Below are 15,980 nucleotides of genomic sequence, written 5' to 3'. Positions count from 1 at the left end.
GATGGGTTGGTTTTAATTTGGTCGTTGGCGGGGCTTTATGCCGCGCTACGCAGAAAGAAGTAATTACGAATTAATTATGCCTATCCAAAAACCTCACCCAGTGCACATTGTTATTGATCACGCGCAGTGGTGCTATCACTTGCTTTAATGCACTCAACGGAAGAGGAACGGCAGTTGTCTCATCTTTTAATCCTAACAAATAGTAAAATGCAGCTTTGTTGGCGCGTTGTAATGCAGCAATGCGAATTTGTTGTTCGAAATTTAAACGCAAACTGCTGATGGCTGTTTTGTGACCTTGCTGGTCAATAGAAGGTAAGTCACATTTTTGTAAATACCCTAAACGCTCACCCTCGCCAGAAAACCAGATCCTGACTTTTTCGCTATAACGCCCTGATTTACTTGGTAAGTCATAAAGTAAACGTGAATGCTGTTCTTTTTTTACGTGCTCAATATAGTCTTCTAAACCTGCTTGCCATAATGCGGTATGAATCGGAATAAGTCTGTGGCGTATCTTTCCGTGTGTTGTAAAGCTAAAGCAGTGTACCCCATCTTTTTTTATTATGTCTGTGAGTTTGAGGCTGCCAACTTCATCGCTATAAGCGCCTGTGTAGTAAGCAATTAAGGGTAGCCAAAAATGCCAATGTTTAGGTTGTTCACGTTTTTGCCGTTCATCGCCATAAATATAGCCATTAAACAATGTGTGTAGCTCCATGGCTGAAAATGCTCGACGACCTAAATGGGACTTCATGGTGAACTAAATACCTACTTTATACTTAAGTGCCTAGTTTATATTGTATTTGGAGTATGGAAAAGACATGTTGTGTTTATGGGGAGAAAAGAGCTTTTTTGCGCGCGGTAAACGCTCGCCTACGGTGGGTTGGTTTTAATTCGGACGTTGACGGGGCTTTACGCCGCGCTTTTTAAATTGGGGGTTTGAGCGAGCGGTAAACGCTCGCCTACGATGGGTTGGTTTTTCTCGGTCGTTGACGGGGCTTTACGCCGCGCTTTTTAAATTGGGGGTTTAAAGCGAACGGTAAACGTTCGCCTACGATGGGTTGGTTTTAATTTGGTCGTTGGCGGGGCTTTACGCCGCGCTTTTTTTATTGGGGGTTTAAAGCGAACGTTAAACGTTCGCCTACGGTGGGTTGGTTTTAATTCGGACGTTGGCGGGTCTTTACTCCGCGCTTTTTTGAATTGGGGGTCTAAGCTAGCGGTAAACGTTCGCCTACGCCGCACTTTTTATAAGTATTTGCACCACCAATAGGGGTATTGACCAATTTTCTGTACGAGTTTCGCGCGTAGAGGGTTTGCAACGATGCACCTGGCATTATGCAGTAGTTCTGTTTCGTTTCGGATCATATGGTCATAGTAATCGCGTTGCCATAGTCGTTGATTGTTTATTAACGGGCGAAGTATGCTCGTCAATGTGCCTTTAAATGAACGTATGAAGTCACTCAAGGTCGTTGTCGTGGATAGTTGAATAAGTAGGTGAATATGATCTGGCATGATCACAAAGGCAATTAAATCGATTAATAGTTTTTCACAGCGCTCAACTAGCTGTTTTGTCACGAGTCGGTTTATTGCTAAAGACGAGAAGTAGGGTGTTCTTTTATATGTGACGAGGGTGATGGAGTAATAGTGGTGTGGTATTGAAACTCGACCTTTCCTCAGCAAGTGTGATTTATGCATATTTCATCCATGAAAATTAGCGTGTGTGTTGGTAAAAGGTAGTAGGTAAATGCGTTCATTGATAGTTTAAGCGAACTATAAACGTTCGCCTACGGTGGTTGGTTTTAATTCGGACGTTGGTGGGGCTTTATGCCGCGCTTTTTTGATTTGAGGGTTTAAAGCGAACGGTAAACGTTCGCCTACGATGGGGTGGTTTTATTTGGGTTATTGGCGGGGCTTTACGCCGCGCTTTTAAATTGAGGGTTTAAGCGAACGGTAAACACTCTCCTACCTAATGCATGCAGTTTTACTGTGTATCGTGTATACTGCGCGACCTAATTTATGACTGTCTAATGTTTTGCGTTGCGGAGTTGATAATGAGCCAAATCGAAAAAATAATTAAAAATGATCATCTAATTACACAAGGTGGTGATTTTAGGCGTTTCTCCGTAGCACCTATGTTGGATTGGACTGACAAACATTGCAGGACCTTTCACCGCAAATTGACTAAACATGCGGTGCTGTATACCGAAATGATCACAACCGGTGCCATTTTATTTGGTAAAGGGGATTACTTGGCGTTTGGCGATCATGAAATGCCTGTGGCATTGCAGCTGGGTGGCTCTGACCCTAAAGCGTTAGCCGAATGCGCTAAACGTGCTGGCGAATATGGTTACAATGAAATTAATTTAAATGTTGGTTGCCCCTCAGACCGAGTTCAAAACGGTCGATTTGGCGCTTGCTTAATGGCTGAACCCCAGCTGGTGGCAGAGTGTGTTGCGGCGATGAAAGCTGAGGTTGATATTCCTGTTACGGTTAAAACGCGTATTGGTATAGATGAGCAAGATTCATATGAATTTTTAACGGCGCTAATTGAGGCATCGCAACAAGTTGGCTGTGATGACTTTATTATTCACGCGCGAAAAGCGTGGTTAAAAGGATTAAGCCCGAAAGAAAACCGCGAAGTGCCTCCGCTTGACTACCCGCGAGTATATCAACTGAAAAAAGACTTCGCAGATCTGCACATCAGCATTAATGGCGGAGTTAAAACCCTGGATGATTGTCAGCAACACTTGGCGCATTTAGATGGTGTGATGATCGGTCGTGAAGCCTACAGCAACCCTTATATGTTGAGTCAAGTCGATGAACTTTTATATGGTGAGCCTGCCTTTACGCAAAGCCGTCATGAGGTAGTGCGCAGTATGTATGACTACTTTGAAGCGCAAATGACACAAGGTGCTAACTTTTGGCATATTGCACGTCATATGTTGGGTATTTTTCAAAGTCAGCCAGGTGGGCGTGCGTTTAGACGCCACTTGTCAGAGAATGGTCACAAACAGGGCGCTGATATAAGCGTGATGGAAAAAGCACTGAAGTGTGTTCCTGAGTAAATATTTGCATAAACACTGAATTTAAAAAAGCCATACAATTTTATTGTGTGGCTTTTTTAGTTTAAATCACCACTTTTTAGTCAAAACCTTCATTATATTCCCTCTATGAAATACTCGTTATACTCTTAAGTTATTGAATTTAATTTGCTTTTAATCTTTGGCATAAAGCTTGGAACATATTGTTTATATCAAGTTTTATTAGTTATGTTTACGCCAATGCAAAGGAGCAGATCATGGCCTTAATCAATCGAATTGAAGATCTCATTAAATCAGAAGTGTCAGCTTTTTTAGATAAAGCTGAAGACCCAAAAAAGATGACTGCACAAATTAAAATTGAATTGCAAGACACGTTAGCACAGTGCCGTGCGACTGCAGCCACGGTTATGTGTGAACAAAAGTCACTTTCACGAAAAATTGCTGCTCATCAAAAGCAAGTGAATGATTGGCAACAAAAAGCGGAACATGCGTTAAGTAAAGACAGAGAAGATCTGGCCAAGGCTGCACTCAGTCATAAGCATACAGCACAAGCGCACATTGAGGCGGCTCAGCCTCAGCTTGTTTCATTGTCAGATGCGCTTGCTAAGCTGAATGACGATGCAGACCGTATTGTGGCTAAAATAACGGCATTGAATGTAAAAGAGCAGCAGTTATCAAGGCATGAGAGAGTTGTGTCGGCACGAGCGCGTATTAGGCAAACTCTGGCTTGTGACGAAGTTGAAAGTGTACTGACGCGATTTACACAGCTAGAGCGTAAAGTAGATCGTATTGAATCGGAAGTAGATAGCTATGATTTAGGTCAGCAAAGCACACAGGCGCAGTTTGATGCATTAGAAAAAGAAGAGCAGCTGTCGAGTGAGCTGGCAAAATTAAAGCAGCAAGTCGCAGAGAAGTCTCAACAAGCTGCAAATTAAGCTCGGTACTAAACCTTGAACACGCGTTTTACCGGTGAGCTTTAAACTCTTTTTTAAAACCAAAGCTAGGCTCACCAATATAAGTCGGTATTTTGGAGGCGTTATGTATACACAATCTAAATCTAATTTTAAGCAGCAATGTTTTCGTCACATCAAAAATAAAAAGTTGGGCGGTGTTTGCGCCGGCCTTGCGGAGCGGTTTAATTTACCTCGTTGGTTAACTCGGGTGTTGGCGCTCTTTGTATTTTTGAAATTTCCTCTTTTAACCGTTATCGCGTATGGCGTCGCTTATTATACGATGCCAACTAAATAAGGCTAAGGAGCAAGCGATGAAAACTGTATTTTTAATATTGGCTGCCCTGTTTTTATTTTCTACAATTTCGTGGTTGAATGCACCGCTTGCTTGGATAAGCATTCCAAACTTTTTTAATGAACTAAGCTGGGTAGGTATGGAACTCGCAGGTTTGTTAGTCGGCATAGTACTGGTGATTGCGCTGCTTGCATTGCTTAGCATTGGCGTAGTGGGGCTAGCACTGGTTTTGTTAATTGGGGTGGTGTTAGCGCTGCTTTTTAATTCTATTATTATCGCTGTTCCGTTATTAATGTTAGTGGCATTAGGCTGGCTGTTAAGCGAGGGTTTATCTACATGATTTTAGACTTCATATGCGTAAACTATTTACTTCAAATTACTGACTTCATGGTATGATTTAAATAGTTGCTATTTTATTTAAGGAAAGCATATGTTTGCTAAATTTATGGCGTTGGCCAGCGGCCTTGCTGTTTCGACTTTTGCACTTTCTCATCAACATAATGAACACTCAACACACGAAAGCAGCGGTCAGGTTCAAAATGAAGCTCATATTGTCATAACGGATGCTAAAGTTCGGGCTTTCCTGCCAGCCTCTCGCTCTACAGCCGCCTACTTTACTTTAAATAACCGCTCTCACAATGACCTTGAACTGGTTAAAGCCACGATTAAAGGATTAGGGCGGGTCGAGATCCATGAGCATGTTCACCACAATGGTATGATGAAAATGCAGCAAGTAAACAAGTTAACAGTGGCTGCGAATGAACAAGTAAAATTTCAGCCGGGCGGTTACCATTTAATGGCCTTTGAACCTGAGTATGCTTTGAAGGCGGGCGAAAAGCGAAAATTAACGCTACATTTTGCAAATGGCAGCCACGTTTTTACAATGATAGATGTTGTTTCATTGAAAGATTCATTTAAAAAGGTAGAAAAAGCACATCACCATCATGAGGATTAATAATGCAGCAATATTTAAATAAAATAATAGCAGGCTTAGTTGGCTTGGTATTGTTGGGCTATATTTTAGCCGTATATTGGAGCTCGGAGCCCGATGTTTTCGATGTGGTCGCTGTTGCGCAGCAGCAAACTACAAAGAAGCCAGTGATTGGTTATGTCACTGCTAATACTTTAGTTGAAGTGAGCGCAACGTTACTTGATAAGCCGGGAGGGTATTTATCAAATGATATGCTTCCGCCCAGCGTGTTTATGGATAACATGCCTGCATGGGAGTATGGTGCTTTAGAAATGGTACGAGATCTTGCGTTGTCTATGCGTAAAGATTTTAGCCGCTCTCAATCACAGTCCACAGAACATTTGGCACTTAAAAAGGCACAACCTCAGTTTAACATTAGTTCAACAGCATGGGCTTGGCCAAGCGCTGAGGGTGAGTACCGCGTGGGTATTGAACACTTGATAGCGTATCGAGACCAGATTGCCGATCCCAACAATCGCGATAGCCAATTTTATGCTAGAGCCGATAATCTAAGGGGCTGGTTAAAAGAAGCTGAGAAGCGCTTAGGTAGCTTGAGCCAACGTTTAAGCGCAAGCGTAGGCCAAGATAGAGTCAACACTGACTTGGCGGGTGACAGTGCTGCAGAGCAAGCGACTTATGCACCAAGTAGCGCGCAAGTGAAAACGTCTTGGTGGAAAATCGACGACGTATTTTACGAGTCACGTGGCGCAAGTTGGGCGCTGCTACATTTTTTGAAAGCCGTAGAGCATGATTTTGCTGACGTATTAGAAAAGAAAAATGCGCGGGTGAGCTTACAACAAATCATTCGTGAATTAGAGGCAACTCAAGAAACCGTTTGGAGCCCGATGATCCTCAACGGCAGTGGTTTTGGTTTTGTTGCTAATCACTCGTTGGTTATGGCAAATTATATTTCACGAGCTAATGCAGCTCTTATTGAACTTAGTGAACTTTTAGCGCAAGGATAAAAAATGAAAAAGTACTGTCTAGTTGCAGCTTTGTCTATGGCAAGTTTGGCCCCGGTAGCACATGCCGATACTCTACTTGGTTTATATTTAGGAGCAGAAGGCTGGCAAGCTGATAGCTCGGGGAGCTATCAAGAAAAAGGCAATGCCCAATCGTTTGATTTTAAAGACGAAACGTTTAGCAGTTTTTATGCTGCCCTTGAACATCCAATTCCATTAGTACCTAATATTAAGTTGAAATACACTGAATTGGAATTGAATGGCTCTGCTACTTTATCTGAAACGTTTGAGTTTAATGGTAAGAACTACACGGTTGGCACGCAAGCAAATACAGTGACAGACTTAAACCATATTGATTACACATTATACTATGAGCTATTTGACAATGATTTAGTGTCGTTTGACTTTGGTTTGAATTTTAAACAGTTTGACGGTTCAATTCAGTTAGCGGGCACAGCAGAGGGGCAATCAATCACTGAAACCAGAGATTTCTCTGGTGTGGTACCTCTTGGCTATTTACGTGCTGAAGTTGGCTTACCTATGACAGGGTTGAGTGTCTTTGCTGAGGGTAGCATGCTGGCAATTGATGATAGTAAGATCAGTGATTACCAGGTAGGTATTGCGTGGGAAGTGATTGATAACTTGGCTGTTGATGTGGCAATTCGTGCTGGTTACCGCTCAATGAAATTAGAACTCGATGACGTTGATGATATTAGCACGGACATTGATACATCTGGTCCATTTGCTGGTATTCAACTGCATTTTTAATACTGATGTGTACATCACTTAATAATTTACTTAAACCCTGATAATTCAGGGTTTTTTTTATGTTAATTTCATCAATCACTCCGGTATTTAAGAGAGGGATTTACCCCCAATTACAGTCAAATTCTTCATTAAAAGCCTGTTCTAATTGCCCTTTATATTGTTTGTTTATTGGAACGGTAATGAGCTTTTTTAATTCATCTCCTGTTTGCGTTAGTTTGTAATAGCTCAACACCAAATCATTACTTTTTGCTGTTAATGAGAGTGTTTTCCCTTGAAATGACAAAGAGAACGGCTGTTCAGGTTTTAAATTAGATGACTCTATTTCTTGTCTATACAGTAGCCCAATATCCATTAAAGTTAATACATTAGGAAAGCTGAGCCCCGCTTTACTGAGGTTAATAGATTCTTTGTTGCCCTTACGCAATAAGTCGAAAAATGATGGCTTTTTGTAATATCCAATTAAAATAATATAGCTGTCTTCTTTTGCTAGATACCCGCATAACGGGGCACACTTTTGTAAAGCGGTTGCTTCTCGCTGTGTCATTTGCTTGAGGGTTTGTAAGCTTTTAATTGAAAAGGTACCTGGGGAGACGGTTTCACCCACTAAAATTTTTGCCCACAGCTTTTGCATAGACTGATTTGCAATGTCTTCTGCTAAGTCGATAAAGTGTTCTAACCAGTCAGGATCTGGTCGGCCGCGACTAGTAACATCAGGGCACAGAGCCAACGCGTTTGCCATAATCGCTTCAATGTTGAGTTGGCGCTGTATTTTGGTGAGTTGCTGACGTTTTAACGCTCTTTTTAACGGGCTATCGTTACTCTGCACAACATAGTCAATGGGTGTCTTTCCTTGCGCACTGTAGCTATCATCAGAGCCTGTATGTGCGCCTCTATGGACTTTTTTTATCATAGTGACGCCAAGCTTCTCTTCAATAAGAAGCGCTAAGCTTGATTTTACTTGTGCATTTTTTACGGTCATTGCGTTGCCTGTAACTTTACTTGGGTATTCATGTTGTTGATTGCTGATATTACCATTTGTTCTAGGTAAAACTCACAATAGAGCGCCATATAGCCACCGAATAAGCTAGAGTGGATCATGCCACTAAGGTGCCATTCAATTTTTGTTTCATTGGCTGATTGTGTGCTTGTCAATCGACCAGCCCCGATATGCTCATCGTTTATAAGCAATGAGAATTCTAAATTGTTGTCGCTTTGTTTTACAATTGTTATTTCTAAATGCCCTAATGTATGGGCAAGCTCAATATGTGCACCAACCCCGCTACTCGGCGTGGATACATTAATGTTTTTTACACCAGCTAATCGGTGCCAAGCCATGATGCTTGGCCAGTTTTTAAGATCTAACAAGAGATTAAATGCATAAGGCTGCGTTGTAGTGATTGTTTGACTTCGATGCACTTGATACTGATGAGATAGCAATAAGCCAAGTGTGATGAACAATAACCCCACAAATAAAAGAGCTTTAGCACTGGATATAAAAAGTTTAATAAGTTGCTCCTAGTTTTATTTATCAACATACTTCACGCAAGTGTTTGAACATCGTCTATAATATTTCTTGGGTGTTAATAAATTTCGAACGTGGTAGTAAAAATGTACCACATTTCGTAGTATGGTAAACATGCGATTAAGCGCAAAGCTTTAACTTTAAAGCGGTAAGTGGGTTGAAGGATAGAGAATGGCGTCTGAGCAAGATGATTTTTTGTTTTTAGATCATGATGAAGAAACGCATGAACAAGCGGCTACCAATGATTTTTGGGATGTGCTTGTAGTAGATGACGATCCTGAAATTCATTCTGTGACTAAGCTGGCGCTTTCTGGGGTCGAATTTTGGGGGCGTTCGCTACGATTTCATCATGCGTACTCGGGGAAAGAGGCGATTGAAGCGCTAATTCATAATCCTGAGATATGTATTTTATTACTCGATGTAGTAATGGAAAGTGATGACGCAGGTTTAACGGTTGTTAAGCGTGTACGCGATGAACTACAAAATCATAATGTACGTATTATTTTAAGAACAGGGCAACCTGGTTATGCCCCTGAAGAACAAGTTATACGCGAATACGACATTAACGATTATAAAATGAAAACGGAGCTCACCCGCAGTAAGTTGGTGACGTCATTAATGACGGCGATCCGATCTTATCAGCAAATTTGTGAACTAGAAGCACAAAGCACCGCATTGACACGTATTCTTGAAGCATCACATGCGATTTTAGGTCACAGTGACATGAAAACGTTTGGGTTGGCTGTGGTTATGCAGCTGGCCAAAATTTTAGGCAGCGAACCCAATGGAATTGTCAGTGGCATTCACGGTGACGATAAACGAATTCTCGTTTTAGGGGGAACCTCGGACTATCAGGCATTCTTTGGTCAAGGTCTTGAGCAGTTGGATAACGGCCGAGTGATCATGCAAGTACAAAACTGTTTTGATTATGAAAAACATCAACAAACAGAGCATGACATTACAGTATTGCTACAAGGTAAAAGCCGTCGTGCAGCGGTATATCTCGAATTGGATGTAAAGCCTAACCCTGCTCAGTTACAGTTTATGGAAATATTTTTAGCCAATGTCAGTGTGGGTTTAGACAACATCAAGTTGTTTAATGAACTTCGGGATGTTGCTTATAAAGATCCCCTCACGAAACTACCAAATAGAAGCAGCTTTGCGCAGCAGGTTGAACGCTATTACATTGAAGGCAATGGTAAAGCGCCTGAAAACCACAATGAATTGCTATTTGTACTGATAGACATAGCTCAGTTTTCGGATATTAATAATGGTTTAGGTCAAGAAGTAGGTAATCAGTTACTTTTGGTTGTTATGCAGCGATTACAGCAAGAGTTTATTGATTCAGAGCTGATCGCCAGAATTGGCGCAGATGTATTTGGTTTGTTATTACCTAAAAGTAGTTTCGATGAGCAGCATTTCATTGACGCGTTAATGATACCGTATCAAGTTAATGAACACATTTTAACGATGCATTTTCATGTTGGTGTTTGTGAGCAAAGTGACTTCAGCCAGCAGGGGTTAGATACTTTAAAGCTGGCGTATATTGCTTTAAATCAAGCCAAACAAGGTAAAAAGTTTTTAGATTGGTATTCACCAGATTTAGAAGAGAAAATGGCGTGGCGATTGGGCTTAATTCGCCAATTAAGACAAGATTTTGAGTATGGAAAGTTGGAAGTGTGGTATCAACCACAATTATCACTCGATACCCTAGAGGTGATAGGTTGTGAGGCTTTACTGCGTTGGCCATCTGACAATGGCCATTATATTTCTCCTGCTATTTTTGTACCGCTGGCGGAAGACGCAGGTTTAATAGTTGATATTGGGCAATGGGTGTTAGAGCAAGCTTGTTTACAACAAAAGAAGCTAGTGGACATTGGTATGAACATTAGTGTGGCGGTGAATGTATCTGTGCCACAATTTAAAGTCGCCAATTATGCACAGGGCGTTAAAGACACCTTGTTAGCCCACAAGGTTGACCCTAAAAAGATTGAGCTGGAAGTAACCGAAAGTGTCGTTATGGATGAAATCGGTGTGGTGATTGATACCTTACAAGAGTTACAAGAATTTGGTGTTGAAGTGGCGATTGATGATTTTGGCACAGGGTTCTCTTCATTAAGTTACTTGCAAAAGCTTCCGTTAGCAAGGTTGAAAATTGACCGAGCATTTGTAAAAGATATTCCAGATAATGACAGCGGTGCTATTGCCGATTTGGTGGTGTCATTGGGTCGTCACTTGGGTTTGAAAACTATTGCTGAAGGGGTTGAAACACAAGCTCAGGCCGATTTGTTGAAACAGCTAGGGTGTGATGAAGTACAAGGTTTTATGTACGCAAAACCGATGCCTAGCAATGAGTTAATGGCTTTTTTAAAAACGCATAAACCAAACTAGTAGCAACGAAGCATAGGCTTAGGTTCATTGGTTGTACTTTGAACGGGGTGGGCGGTGCTTTCAGTCTAAGTACGCTCACTCTTTGAGGTTTAAATTGAGTATTAACTACGGTAACGTAACTTTTAACTTTGCTAGTAAATTTCTGCTCTGTTAATTAACGACTTTCCACTGTTAACCTTAATGAAGCTCGCCACTAACTACGATTGATATAAAACGTCCAATTGCGAAATAAAAAAACCTCATCTAGATGAGGTTTTTTTATATGCTAAGGTTAGCTATTAGTATTAGCTAGTGACTCTAACTCGAATATAGCTACTACGTTTATTTGTTGAGTGCCAACTGCAATTCTCTATGCTTTTGCAGCTGAGCCAATAACGTTTTTGCGATTGGCTTAAATTTGGCCAGTTCCGCTTTAGGCAGTGGCTGTGACTTTGGCAACGTCACTGTTCTAGGGTTTCTATGCACACCATTTACCAAAAACTCATAGTGTAAATGTGCGCCAGTAACACGGCCCGTCGCACCGACAGTCCCAATTTTTTGACCCTGCTTAACCTTTTGACCATTTTTTACATGACGCTTATTGAGGTGCAGATATTTGGTAACGTATTTACTACCATGTTGTATGAATACGTAGTTACCGTTTAACCGGTTATAGGCCGATTTTATTACTTTACCATTACCAGATGAAACGACAGGTGTTCCCGTTCTTGCTGCGTAATCAATACCTCTGTGCGCAGAGCGGCGTCCCGTGACTGGGTGTAAACGTCGAGGGTTAAAGTTAGAGCTTATATATTTGAAGTTAACCGGCGCGCGTAAGAAAGCCTTTTTCATACTGCGGCCTTGCGCGGTATAAAAGTTATTGTCTGTATGCCTTATTGCGGTATAGCGCTCGCCTTGGTTAATAAACTCAGCGGCGATAATTTTGCCATTGCCAATCTCTTCACCTTCGACATAGTGAGATTCATAGATAATAGCAAACTGATCACCTTTACGAATATCATTGGCAAAATCCACATCCCAACCAAATATATCGGCAAAGTTCATAATTTGTCTTTCGCTTAAGCCCGCAGCGATGCCCGCAGTCCAAAAGCTTGATGCAATTTCACCACTGGCCGACTTTTCGATGGTGTCAATTTCTTTACTTTCAATCGCTGTGTCATAGCGACCTTGGTCATTGAGCGTTACTAATAACGTGTCTGTTTTTGACAGAACGTATTTGAGTTGTGCGAGTGCACCACTTTGATCACTCGCAAAACTGAGTGTTTCGCCAGGGTGAATTTTAGTGAGCTTACGTGTTTCTTCATTAGTATTAACCAATGTATGAAGCGTTTTTGCCGAAAAGCCAGCTCGCTTGAATATGCTGGCTAGGCTATCACCCGATTTCACTTGATGATCTTCAAAGTGGTACTCAATATGCGCTTGAGGCACTGTACTTTTGCTATCGATAGCACTTAGTTCAGTAAGTTGTTCAGGCTGCTCACTGACTTTAACGGGGAGTTCATACCGCTTGCCGACTTCTAATGCTTTTTTATCGTGGTCTTTGGATGCAGTGGCTTTTTCTGACGGAATTAAAGCAACAATAGCCATTGCTGACGCAACGCCCAGAATTAGCAGTTTGTGTTTTTTAGGGAGCTTGTGCACCACGTTCACCATAAAGCGCCTTTTCTGATGTCAAGAAATATAATAAATATTATTGCAGGATATACGCAATAAAGCGTTAATACCAGTATTTTGTGCATTTAAACTGATCCAAATATAGGCTAGAATCGACCAATAAACTGAATTTTTTGGAGTGATGAATGGTGGACTTAGATACTGCATTTGCAGAGATAAAACGCGGTGCAGAGGAGATCCTGATTGAGGACGAATTACAAGAAAGGCTAAAGTCAGGTAAAAAGCTGAAGATCAAAGCTGGTTTTGATCCAACAGCCCCTGATTTACATTTAGGCCACACTGTTCTGATCAATAAACTTAAGACCTTTCAAGACCTAGGCCATGAAGTGATTTTCTTGATTGGTGATTTCACAGGAATGATTGGTGACCCAACAGGAAAAAATGTAACGCGTAAGCCGTTAACGCGTGAAGATGTTCTTGCCAATGCAGAAACGTATAAAGAGCAAGTGTTTAAGATCTTAGATCCGGCTAAAACCACGGTTGCGTTCAATTCTACTTGGATGGAACAATTAGGCAGTGCAGGTATGATCAAGCTTGCAGCTAACCAAACTGTTGCTCGTATGCTTGAACGTGATGATTTTAAAAAGCGTTATGCTAATGGCCAATCAATTGCCATTCATGAGTTCTTATATCCATTAGTGCAAGGCTGGGATTCAGTTGCGCTTGAGGCCGATGTTGAACTAGGTGGTACTGACCAACGCTTTAATTTGCTAATGGGTCGTGAGCTACAAAAATCTGAAGGACAAAAACCACAAACAGTACTGATGATGCCGCTACTAGAAGGGACTGACGGTGTTCAAAAAATGTCTAAGTCTTTAGGGAATTATATTGGGATCACCGATGCACCAACAGATATGTTTGGTAAAGTGATGTCTATCTCTGATGATCTTATGTGGCGTTATTACGAGCTATTAAGTGCGTTATCACTTGACGACATTGCTGCTTTAAAGCAAGAAGTCGCCAATGGGCGTAACCCTCGTGATATTAAAATTGATTTTGCGAAAGAAATGATCGCGCGTTTTCATAGTGAAGAAGATGCACAAGCGGCACATCAAGATTTTATTCAGCGTTTTCAAAAAAATGCACTACCAGATGACATCCCCGAGATGACAATCGAAATTGCTGAGCAGACGACGTTTATCACCGCTTTACTAAAAGAAGCTGGGTTAGTGGCGAGTACCTCGGAAGCCATGCGTATGATCAAGCAAGGTGCTGTTAAGTTAAATGGCGAAGAGAAGGTGACTGACACTAAGCTTGCTATTGAAAAAGGCACAACGGCGATTTACCAAGTTGGTAAACGTAAATTTGCAAAGATCACAGTTAGCTAAGTTAATTTTTTAGCTCGTTACTAGAGTACGATTTAATATAAAATGGTCAGCATTGCTGGCCATTTTTGTTACTCTTATTATGAGTTGTAGAACGTTATTAACCTCAGGTTTGGATAAGGGTTTTGGAATAGAAAGTGTTTTGAAAGCAAACATACGTACAATCCAATGATGATATTTTGTTCAATATCAAGGCGCTTTTATGCAGTAATAGCAGGCTATTACAAATGAAAGCAACGCCGAGAGTGATAAAAATAGCTTTATTGGGCAAATTCGTTTATCCAGAGCTTAGGTTTATTATTTAATGCTAAGTAATTGCATCACTATGAGTGACAGCACCCAAGTTAATACAAGAAGCAACCCACTGAAGAGCTGAATACGCTGGAGCAATGCTAGCAATGCAATGAGATCATTGGGTTCTGGATGGCGCTCACTGCCTACACGCATCTTTTTAAACCGTTCACCATGGTACAAACACGGCCCACCTAATTGAATGTGCAGGTTTGCTGCAAATAAGCATAAAATCCAACCAGAATTTTTCTGATAAAAAAATCGAGCGTAGTGTTTTAAATAGTGATGGACTTTTTTGTAGTTTAAGCTGAATGCCATCACTATGATAAAGCAGCGTACGGGCAGCCACTCTAATATGCTAAGCAGTCCAGAAAGCGGTTTGATAAAGGCTGAGTTTGGTTTGAGCTCGCTTCGCCAAGCATGATTGCAGAGCAATAACAGTTTGTAAGTTAGCGCAGCGATGGGGCCTGCAATTAAATAGAATAGGATGACTAAGTAGTAATGGCGTATAGTACGCATAGCCGTGCTATCTATACATGCTTTAGCTATTCCGATGCTAGATAAGGTATCGACCTCTCTGGCCACTATGGTTGACAATAACTGTCTCGCAGTCGCTTTTTGACCTTGCTTAAGGAGCGTTGCAATACGCTTTGTTCGAATTGCAGTTTGAGTATCTAGGCATAAATAGAGTACTAAACCGCCAAGCCATTGTGGGTGAAATGCCAACATACTCAATCCCAAAGCGAGGGCAAGTAAGGTCAGTATAGGTAAGCTAAAGGCTAAAATACCCGATAAAAATTGGTAATTTTTAGTATGTTTAGGCCGATAAACGCGTTGTGCGACGCCTTTAAGCGTTAATTCAAACAGTGTAAAAGGGTGGTAACTACTTAATAAGGGAAAACTATGGGCACACAGTAGTGCTACCGCAAAGATAAGCAAGCCCTGTTGGGCTTGCAATAGTTCGCTTATCACTTTTATTAAAGTGTAACGGTTTTCAGTTGCTCTAGTAACTCGTTAACAAGCTTTGATGAGTTAATAGATGCTACTTCTAAGTACTCTTCAAACGACTGCGGTGACTCTTTACCAGCGATATCAGAGAGTGAACGGATCACAACAAAAGGGGTATCTAGCACGTGGCACGCTTGTGCTATTGCCGCACCTTCCATTTCTACCGCGAGCATGGTTGGGAAATCTTTACGTGCTTGATCAATGCGAACTGGATCACACATGAATGAATCACCTGTACAAATTAGGCCAACCATTGTTTGTGTATCAGAAAGTATTGCGACACTTTTTTGTGCTGCAGTGATAAGTGCTGGATGTGCAGCAAAGCCTGCTGGCATTTGCGGTACTTGGCCAATTTCGTACCCAAAAGCAGTTACGTCTACATCGTGGTGACGTACTTCATTTGAAATAACCACATCACCAACATTTAGCGATGGTTCGAAACCGCCTGCAGAGCCTGTGTTAATAACGCAGTCGGGTTGGAAGTTGTCGATGAGTAACGTGGTTGCCACCGTCGCAGCAACTTTACCAATCCCTGATTGAACGAGAGTAACAGTATGGCCAGCCAATTCGCCCGTATAAAATGTAAAGCCACCTTTGCTGGTTTCTGTCTTGTTGGCAATAGCGTCTCGCAAAATCGCTACTTCCGGCTCCATGGCACCAATAATACCTATTTTCATGATTAAATTCCTAAACAAAGTTGCTGATTATTATACCTAAGGTTGGCTTAAATGCGAGTTTGTAAAATGGGCTTTAAAGTAAATGAAAATAGCAGGTATGAGACCTGCTATT

The 15,980-nt window shown here is 41.4% G+C and carries 16 protein-coding genes; 9 read left to right on the top strand and 7 right to left on the bottom strand.

Annotated features, from left to right (window positions below):
• Nucleotides 1-70: 70 nt before the first annotated feature.
• On the bottom strand, nt 71-748 hold the full coding sequence (locus BGP78_RS15110) for a hypothetical protein (protein ID WP_119862147.1): 678 nt from the start codon (nt 746-748) through the stop codon (nt 71-73).
• A gap of 491 nt (nt 749-1,239) precedes the next feature.
• A complete protein-coding gene (locus BGP78_RS15105; RefSeq protein ID WP_119862146.1) occupies nt 1,240-1,689 on the bottom strand; it encodes an REP-associated tyrosine transposase in 450 nt (149 codons plus the stop codon).
• A 356-nt stretch (nt 1,690-2,045) separates the two neighbouring features.
• On the opposite strand from BGP78_RS15105, the gene dusA reads away from it, so the two are divergent.
• The 7 genes from dusA (at nt 2,046) to BGP78_RS15070 (ending at nt 6,980) form a co-directional block, all read left to right on the top strand.
• Nucleotides 2,046-3,059 (top strand): tRNA dihydrouridine(20/20a) synthase DusA, encoded by a 1,014-nt coding sequence (dusA, locus tag BGP78_RS15100; RefSeq protein ID WP_119862145.1) that lies wholly within the window; start codon nt 2,046-2,048, stop codon nt 3,057-3,059.
• Between the two features lie 233 nt (nt 3,060-3,292).
• Nucleotides 3,293-3,970, top strand: coding sequence for a PspA/IM30 family protein (locus tag BGP78_RS15095; protein ID WP_119862144.1), 678 nt, complete (start codon nt 3,293-3,295; stop codon nt 3,968-3,970).
• A 103-nt stretch (nt 3,971-4,073) separates the two neighbouring features.
• On the top strand, nt 4,074-4,283 hold the full coding sequence (locus BGP78_RS15090) for a PspC domain-containing protein (protein WP_010361487.1): 210 nt from the start codon (nt 4,074-4,076) through the stop codon (nt 4,281-4,283).
• Between the two features lie 16 nt (nt 4,284-4,299).
• Entirely contained in the window at nt 4,300-4,620 is a 321-nt protein-coding gene (locus BGP78_RS15085; protein ID WP_119862143.1) for a hypothetical protein, read from the top strand.
• Between the two features lie 90 nt (nt 4,621-4,710).
• Nucleotides 4,711-5,235 (top strand): copper chaperone PCu(A)C, encoded by a 525-nt coding sequence (locus BGP78_RS15080; RefSeq protein ID WP_119862142.1) that lies wholly within the window; start codon nt 4,711-4,713, stop codon nt 5,233-5,235.
• A gap of 2 nt (nt 5,236-5,237) precedes the next feature.
• Nucleotides 5,238-6,215 carry a DUF2333 family protein gene (locus tag BGP78_RS15075; RefSeq protein ID WP_119862141.1) on the top strand — a complete coding sequence of 326 codons (978 nt, stop codon included), beginning with the start codon at nt 5,238-5,240 and terminating at the stop codon, nt 6,213-6,215.
• 3 nt (nt 6,216-6,218) lie between these two features.
• Entirely contained in the window at nt 6,219-6,980 is a 762-nt protein-coding gene (locus tag BGP78_RS15070) for a TIGR04219 family outer membrane beta-barrel protein (RefSeq protein WP_119862140.1), read from the top strand.
• Nucleotides 6,981-7,080: 100 nt separating this feature from the next.
• Here the strand turns inward: BGP78_RS15070 and BGP78_RS15065 are convergent, their stop codons facing one another.
• Together BGP78_RS15065 and BGP78_RS15060 are read right to left on the bottom strand one after the other, a co-directional pair.
• Entirely contained in the window at nt 7,081-7,959 is an 879-nt protein-coding gene (locus BGP78_RS15065) for a TIGR03899 family protein (RefSeq protein ID WP_119862139.1), read from the bottom strand.
• On the bottom strand, nt 7,956-8,438 hold the full coding sequence (locus tag BGP78_RS15060) for a hypothetical protein (RefSeq protein WP_182912294.1): 483 nt from the start codon (nt 8,436-8,438) through the stop codon (nt 7,956-7,958). Before BGP78_RS15060 ends, BGP78_RS15065 begins: the two co-directional genes overlap by 4 nt.
• Nucleotides 8,439-8,673: 235 nt before the next feature.
• On the opposite strand from BGP78_RS15060, the gene BGP78_RS15055 reads away from it, so the two are divergent.
• Nucleotides 8,674-10,893, top strand: a complete 2,220-nt coding sequence (locus BGP78_RS15055) for an EAL domain-containing protein (RefSeq protein ID WP_119862137.1) — start codon at nt 8,674-8,676, stop codon at nt 10,891-10,893.
• 321 nt (nt 10,894-11,214) lie between these two features.
• On the opposite strand, the gene BGP78_RS15050 is transcribed toward BGP78_RS15055, so the two are convergent.
• Nucleotides 11,215-12,546 (bottom strand): peptidoglycan DD-metalloendopeptidase family protein, encoded by a 1,332-nt coding sequence (locus BGP78_RS15050; RefSeq protein ID WP_119862136.1) that lies wholly within the window; start codon nt 12,544-12,546, stop codon nt 11,215-11,217.
• Between the two features lie 149 nt (nt 12,547-12,695).
• Here BGP78_RS15050 and tyrS point away from each other — a divergent pair, with 149 nt between their 5' ends.
• Nucleotides 12,696-13,895 carry a tyrosine--tRNA ligase gene (gene tyrS, locus BGP78_RS15045; RefSeq protein ID WP_119862172.1) on the top strand — a complete coding sequence of 400 codons (1,200 nt, stop codon included), beginning with the start codon at nt 12,696-12,698 and terminating at the stop codon, nt 13,893-13,895.
• A 294-nt stretch (nt 13,896-14,189) separates the two neighbouring features.
• Here tyrS and BGP78_RS15040 read toward each other — a convergent pair whose 3' ends face one another.
• Together BGP78_RS15040 and mtnN are read right to left on the bottom strand one after the other, a co-directional pair.
• On the bottom strand, nt 14,190-15,140 hold the full coding sequence (locus BGP78_RS15040) for a cobalamin biosynthesis protein (RefSeq protein ID WP_119862135.1): 951 nt from the start codon (nt 15,138-15,140) through the stop codon (nt 14,190-14,192).
• Nucleotides 15,141-15,160: 20 nt separating this feature from the next.
• A complete protein-coding gene (gene mtnN / locus BGP78_RS15035; protein WP_119862134.1) occupies nt 15,161-15,868 on the bottom strand; it encodes a 5'-methylthioadenosine/S-adenosylhomocysteine nucleosidase in 708 nt (235 codons plus the stop codon).
• Nucleotides 15,869-15,980 lie beyond the last annotated feature (112 nt).

It is taken from the genome of Pseudoalteromonas sp. MSK9-3 (assembly GCF_003590335.1).
GTDB lineage: Bacteria > Pseudomonadota > Gammaproteobacteria > Enterobacterales > Alteromonadaceae > Pseudoalteromonas.
This window is presented reverse-complemented; position numbering and strand designations above follow the sequence as displayed.

Coding starts and splice junctions, on each gene's coding strand:
- BGP78_RS15110 (WP_119862147.1), bottom strand. CDS start 748: ATGAAGTCCCATTTAGGTCGTCGAGCATTTTCAGCCATGGAGCTACAC.
- BGP78_RS15105 (WP_119862146.1), bottom strand. CDS start 1,689: ATGCATAAATCACACTTGCTGAGGAAAGGTCGAGTTTCAATACCACAC.
- dusA (WP_119862145.1), top strand. CDS start 2,046: ATGAGCCAAATCGAAAAAATAATTAAAAATGATCATCTAATTACACAA.
- BGP78_RS15095 (WP_119862144.1), top strand. CDS start 3,293: ATGGCCTTAATCAATCGAATTGAAGATCTCATTAAATCAGAAGTGTCA.
- BGP78_RS15090 (WP_010361487.1), top strand. CDS start 4,074: ATGTATACACAATCTAAATCTAATTTTAAGCAGCAATGTTTTCGTCAC.
- BGP78_RS15085 (WP_119862143.1), top strand. CDS start 4,300: ATGAAAACTGTATTTTTAATATTGGCTGCCCTGTTTTTATTTTCTACA.
- BGP78_RS15080 (WP_119862142.1), top strand. CDS start 4,711: ATGTTTGCTAAATTTATGGCGTTGGCCAGCGGCCTTGCTGTTTCGACT.
- BGP78_RS15075 (WP_119862141.1), top strand. CDS start 5,238: ATGCAGCAATATTTAAATAAAATAATAGCAGGCTTAGTTGGCTTGGTA.
- BGP78_RS15070 (WP_119862140.1), top strand. CDS start 6,219: ATGAAAAAGTACTGTCTAGTTGCAGCTTTGTCTATGGCAAGTTTGGCC.
- BGP78_RS15065 (WP_119862139.1), bottom strand. CDS start 7,959: ATGACCGTAAAAAATGCACAAGTAAAATCAAGCTTAGCGCTTCTTATT.
- BGP78_RS15055 (WP_119862137.1), top strand. CDS start 8,674: ATGGCGTCTGAGCAAGATGATTTTTTGTTTTTAGATCATGATGAAGAA.
- BGP78_RS15050 (WP_119862136.1), bottom strand. CDS start 12,546: ATGGTGAACGTGGTGCACAAGCTCCCTAAAAAACACAAACTGCTAATT.
- mtnN (WP_119862134.1), bottom strand. CDS start 15,868: ATGAAAATAGGTATTATTGGTGCCATGGAGCCGGAAGTAGCGATTTTG.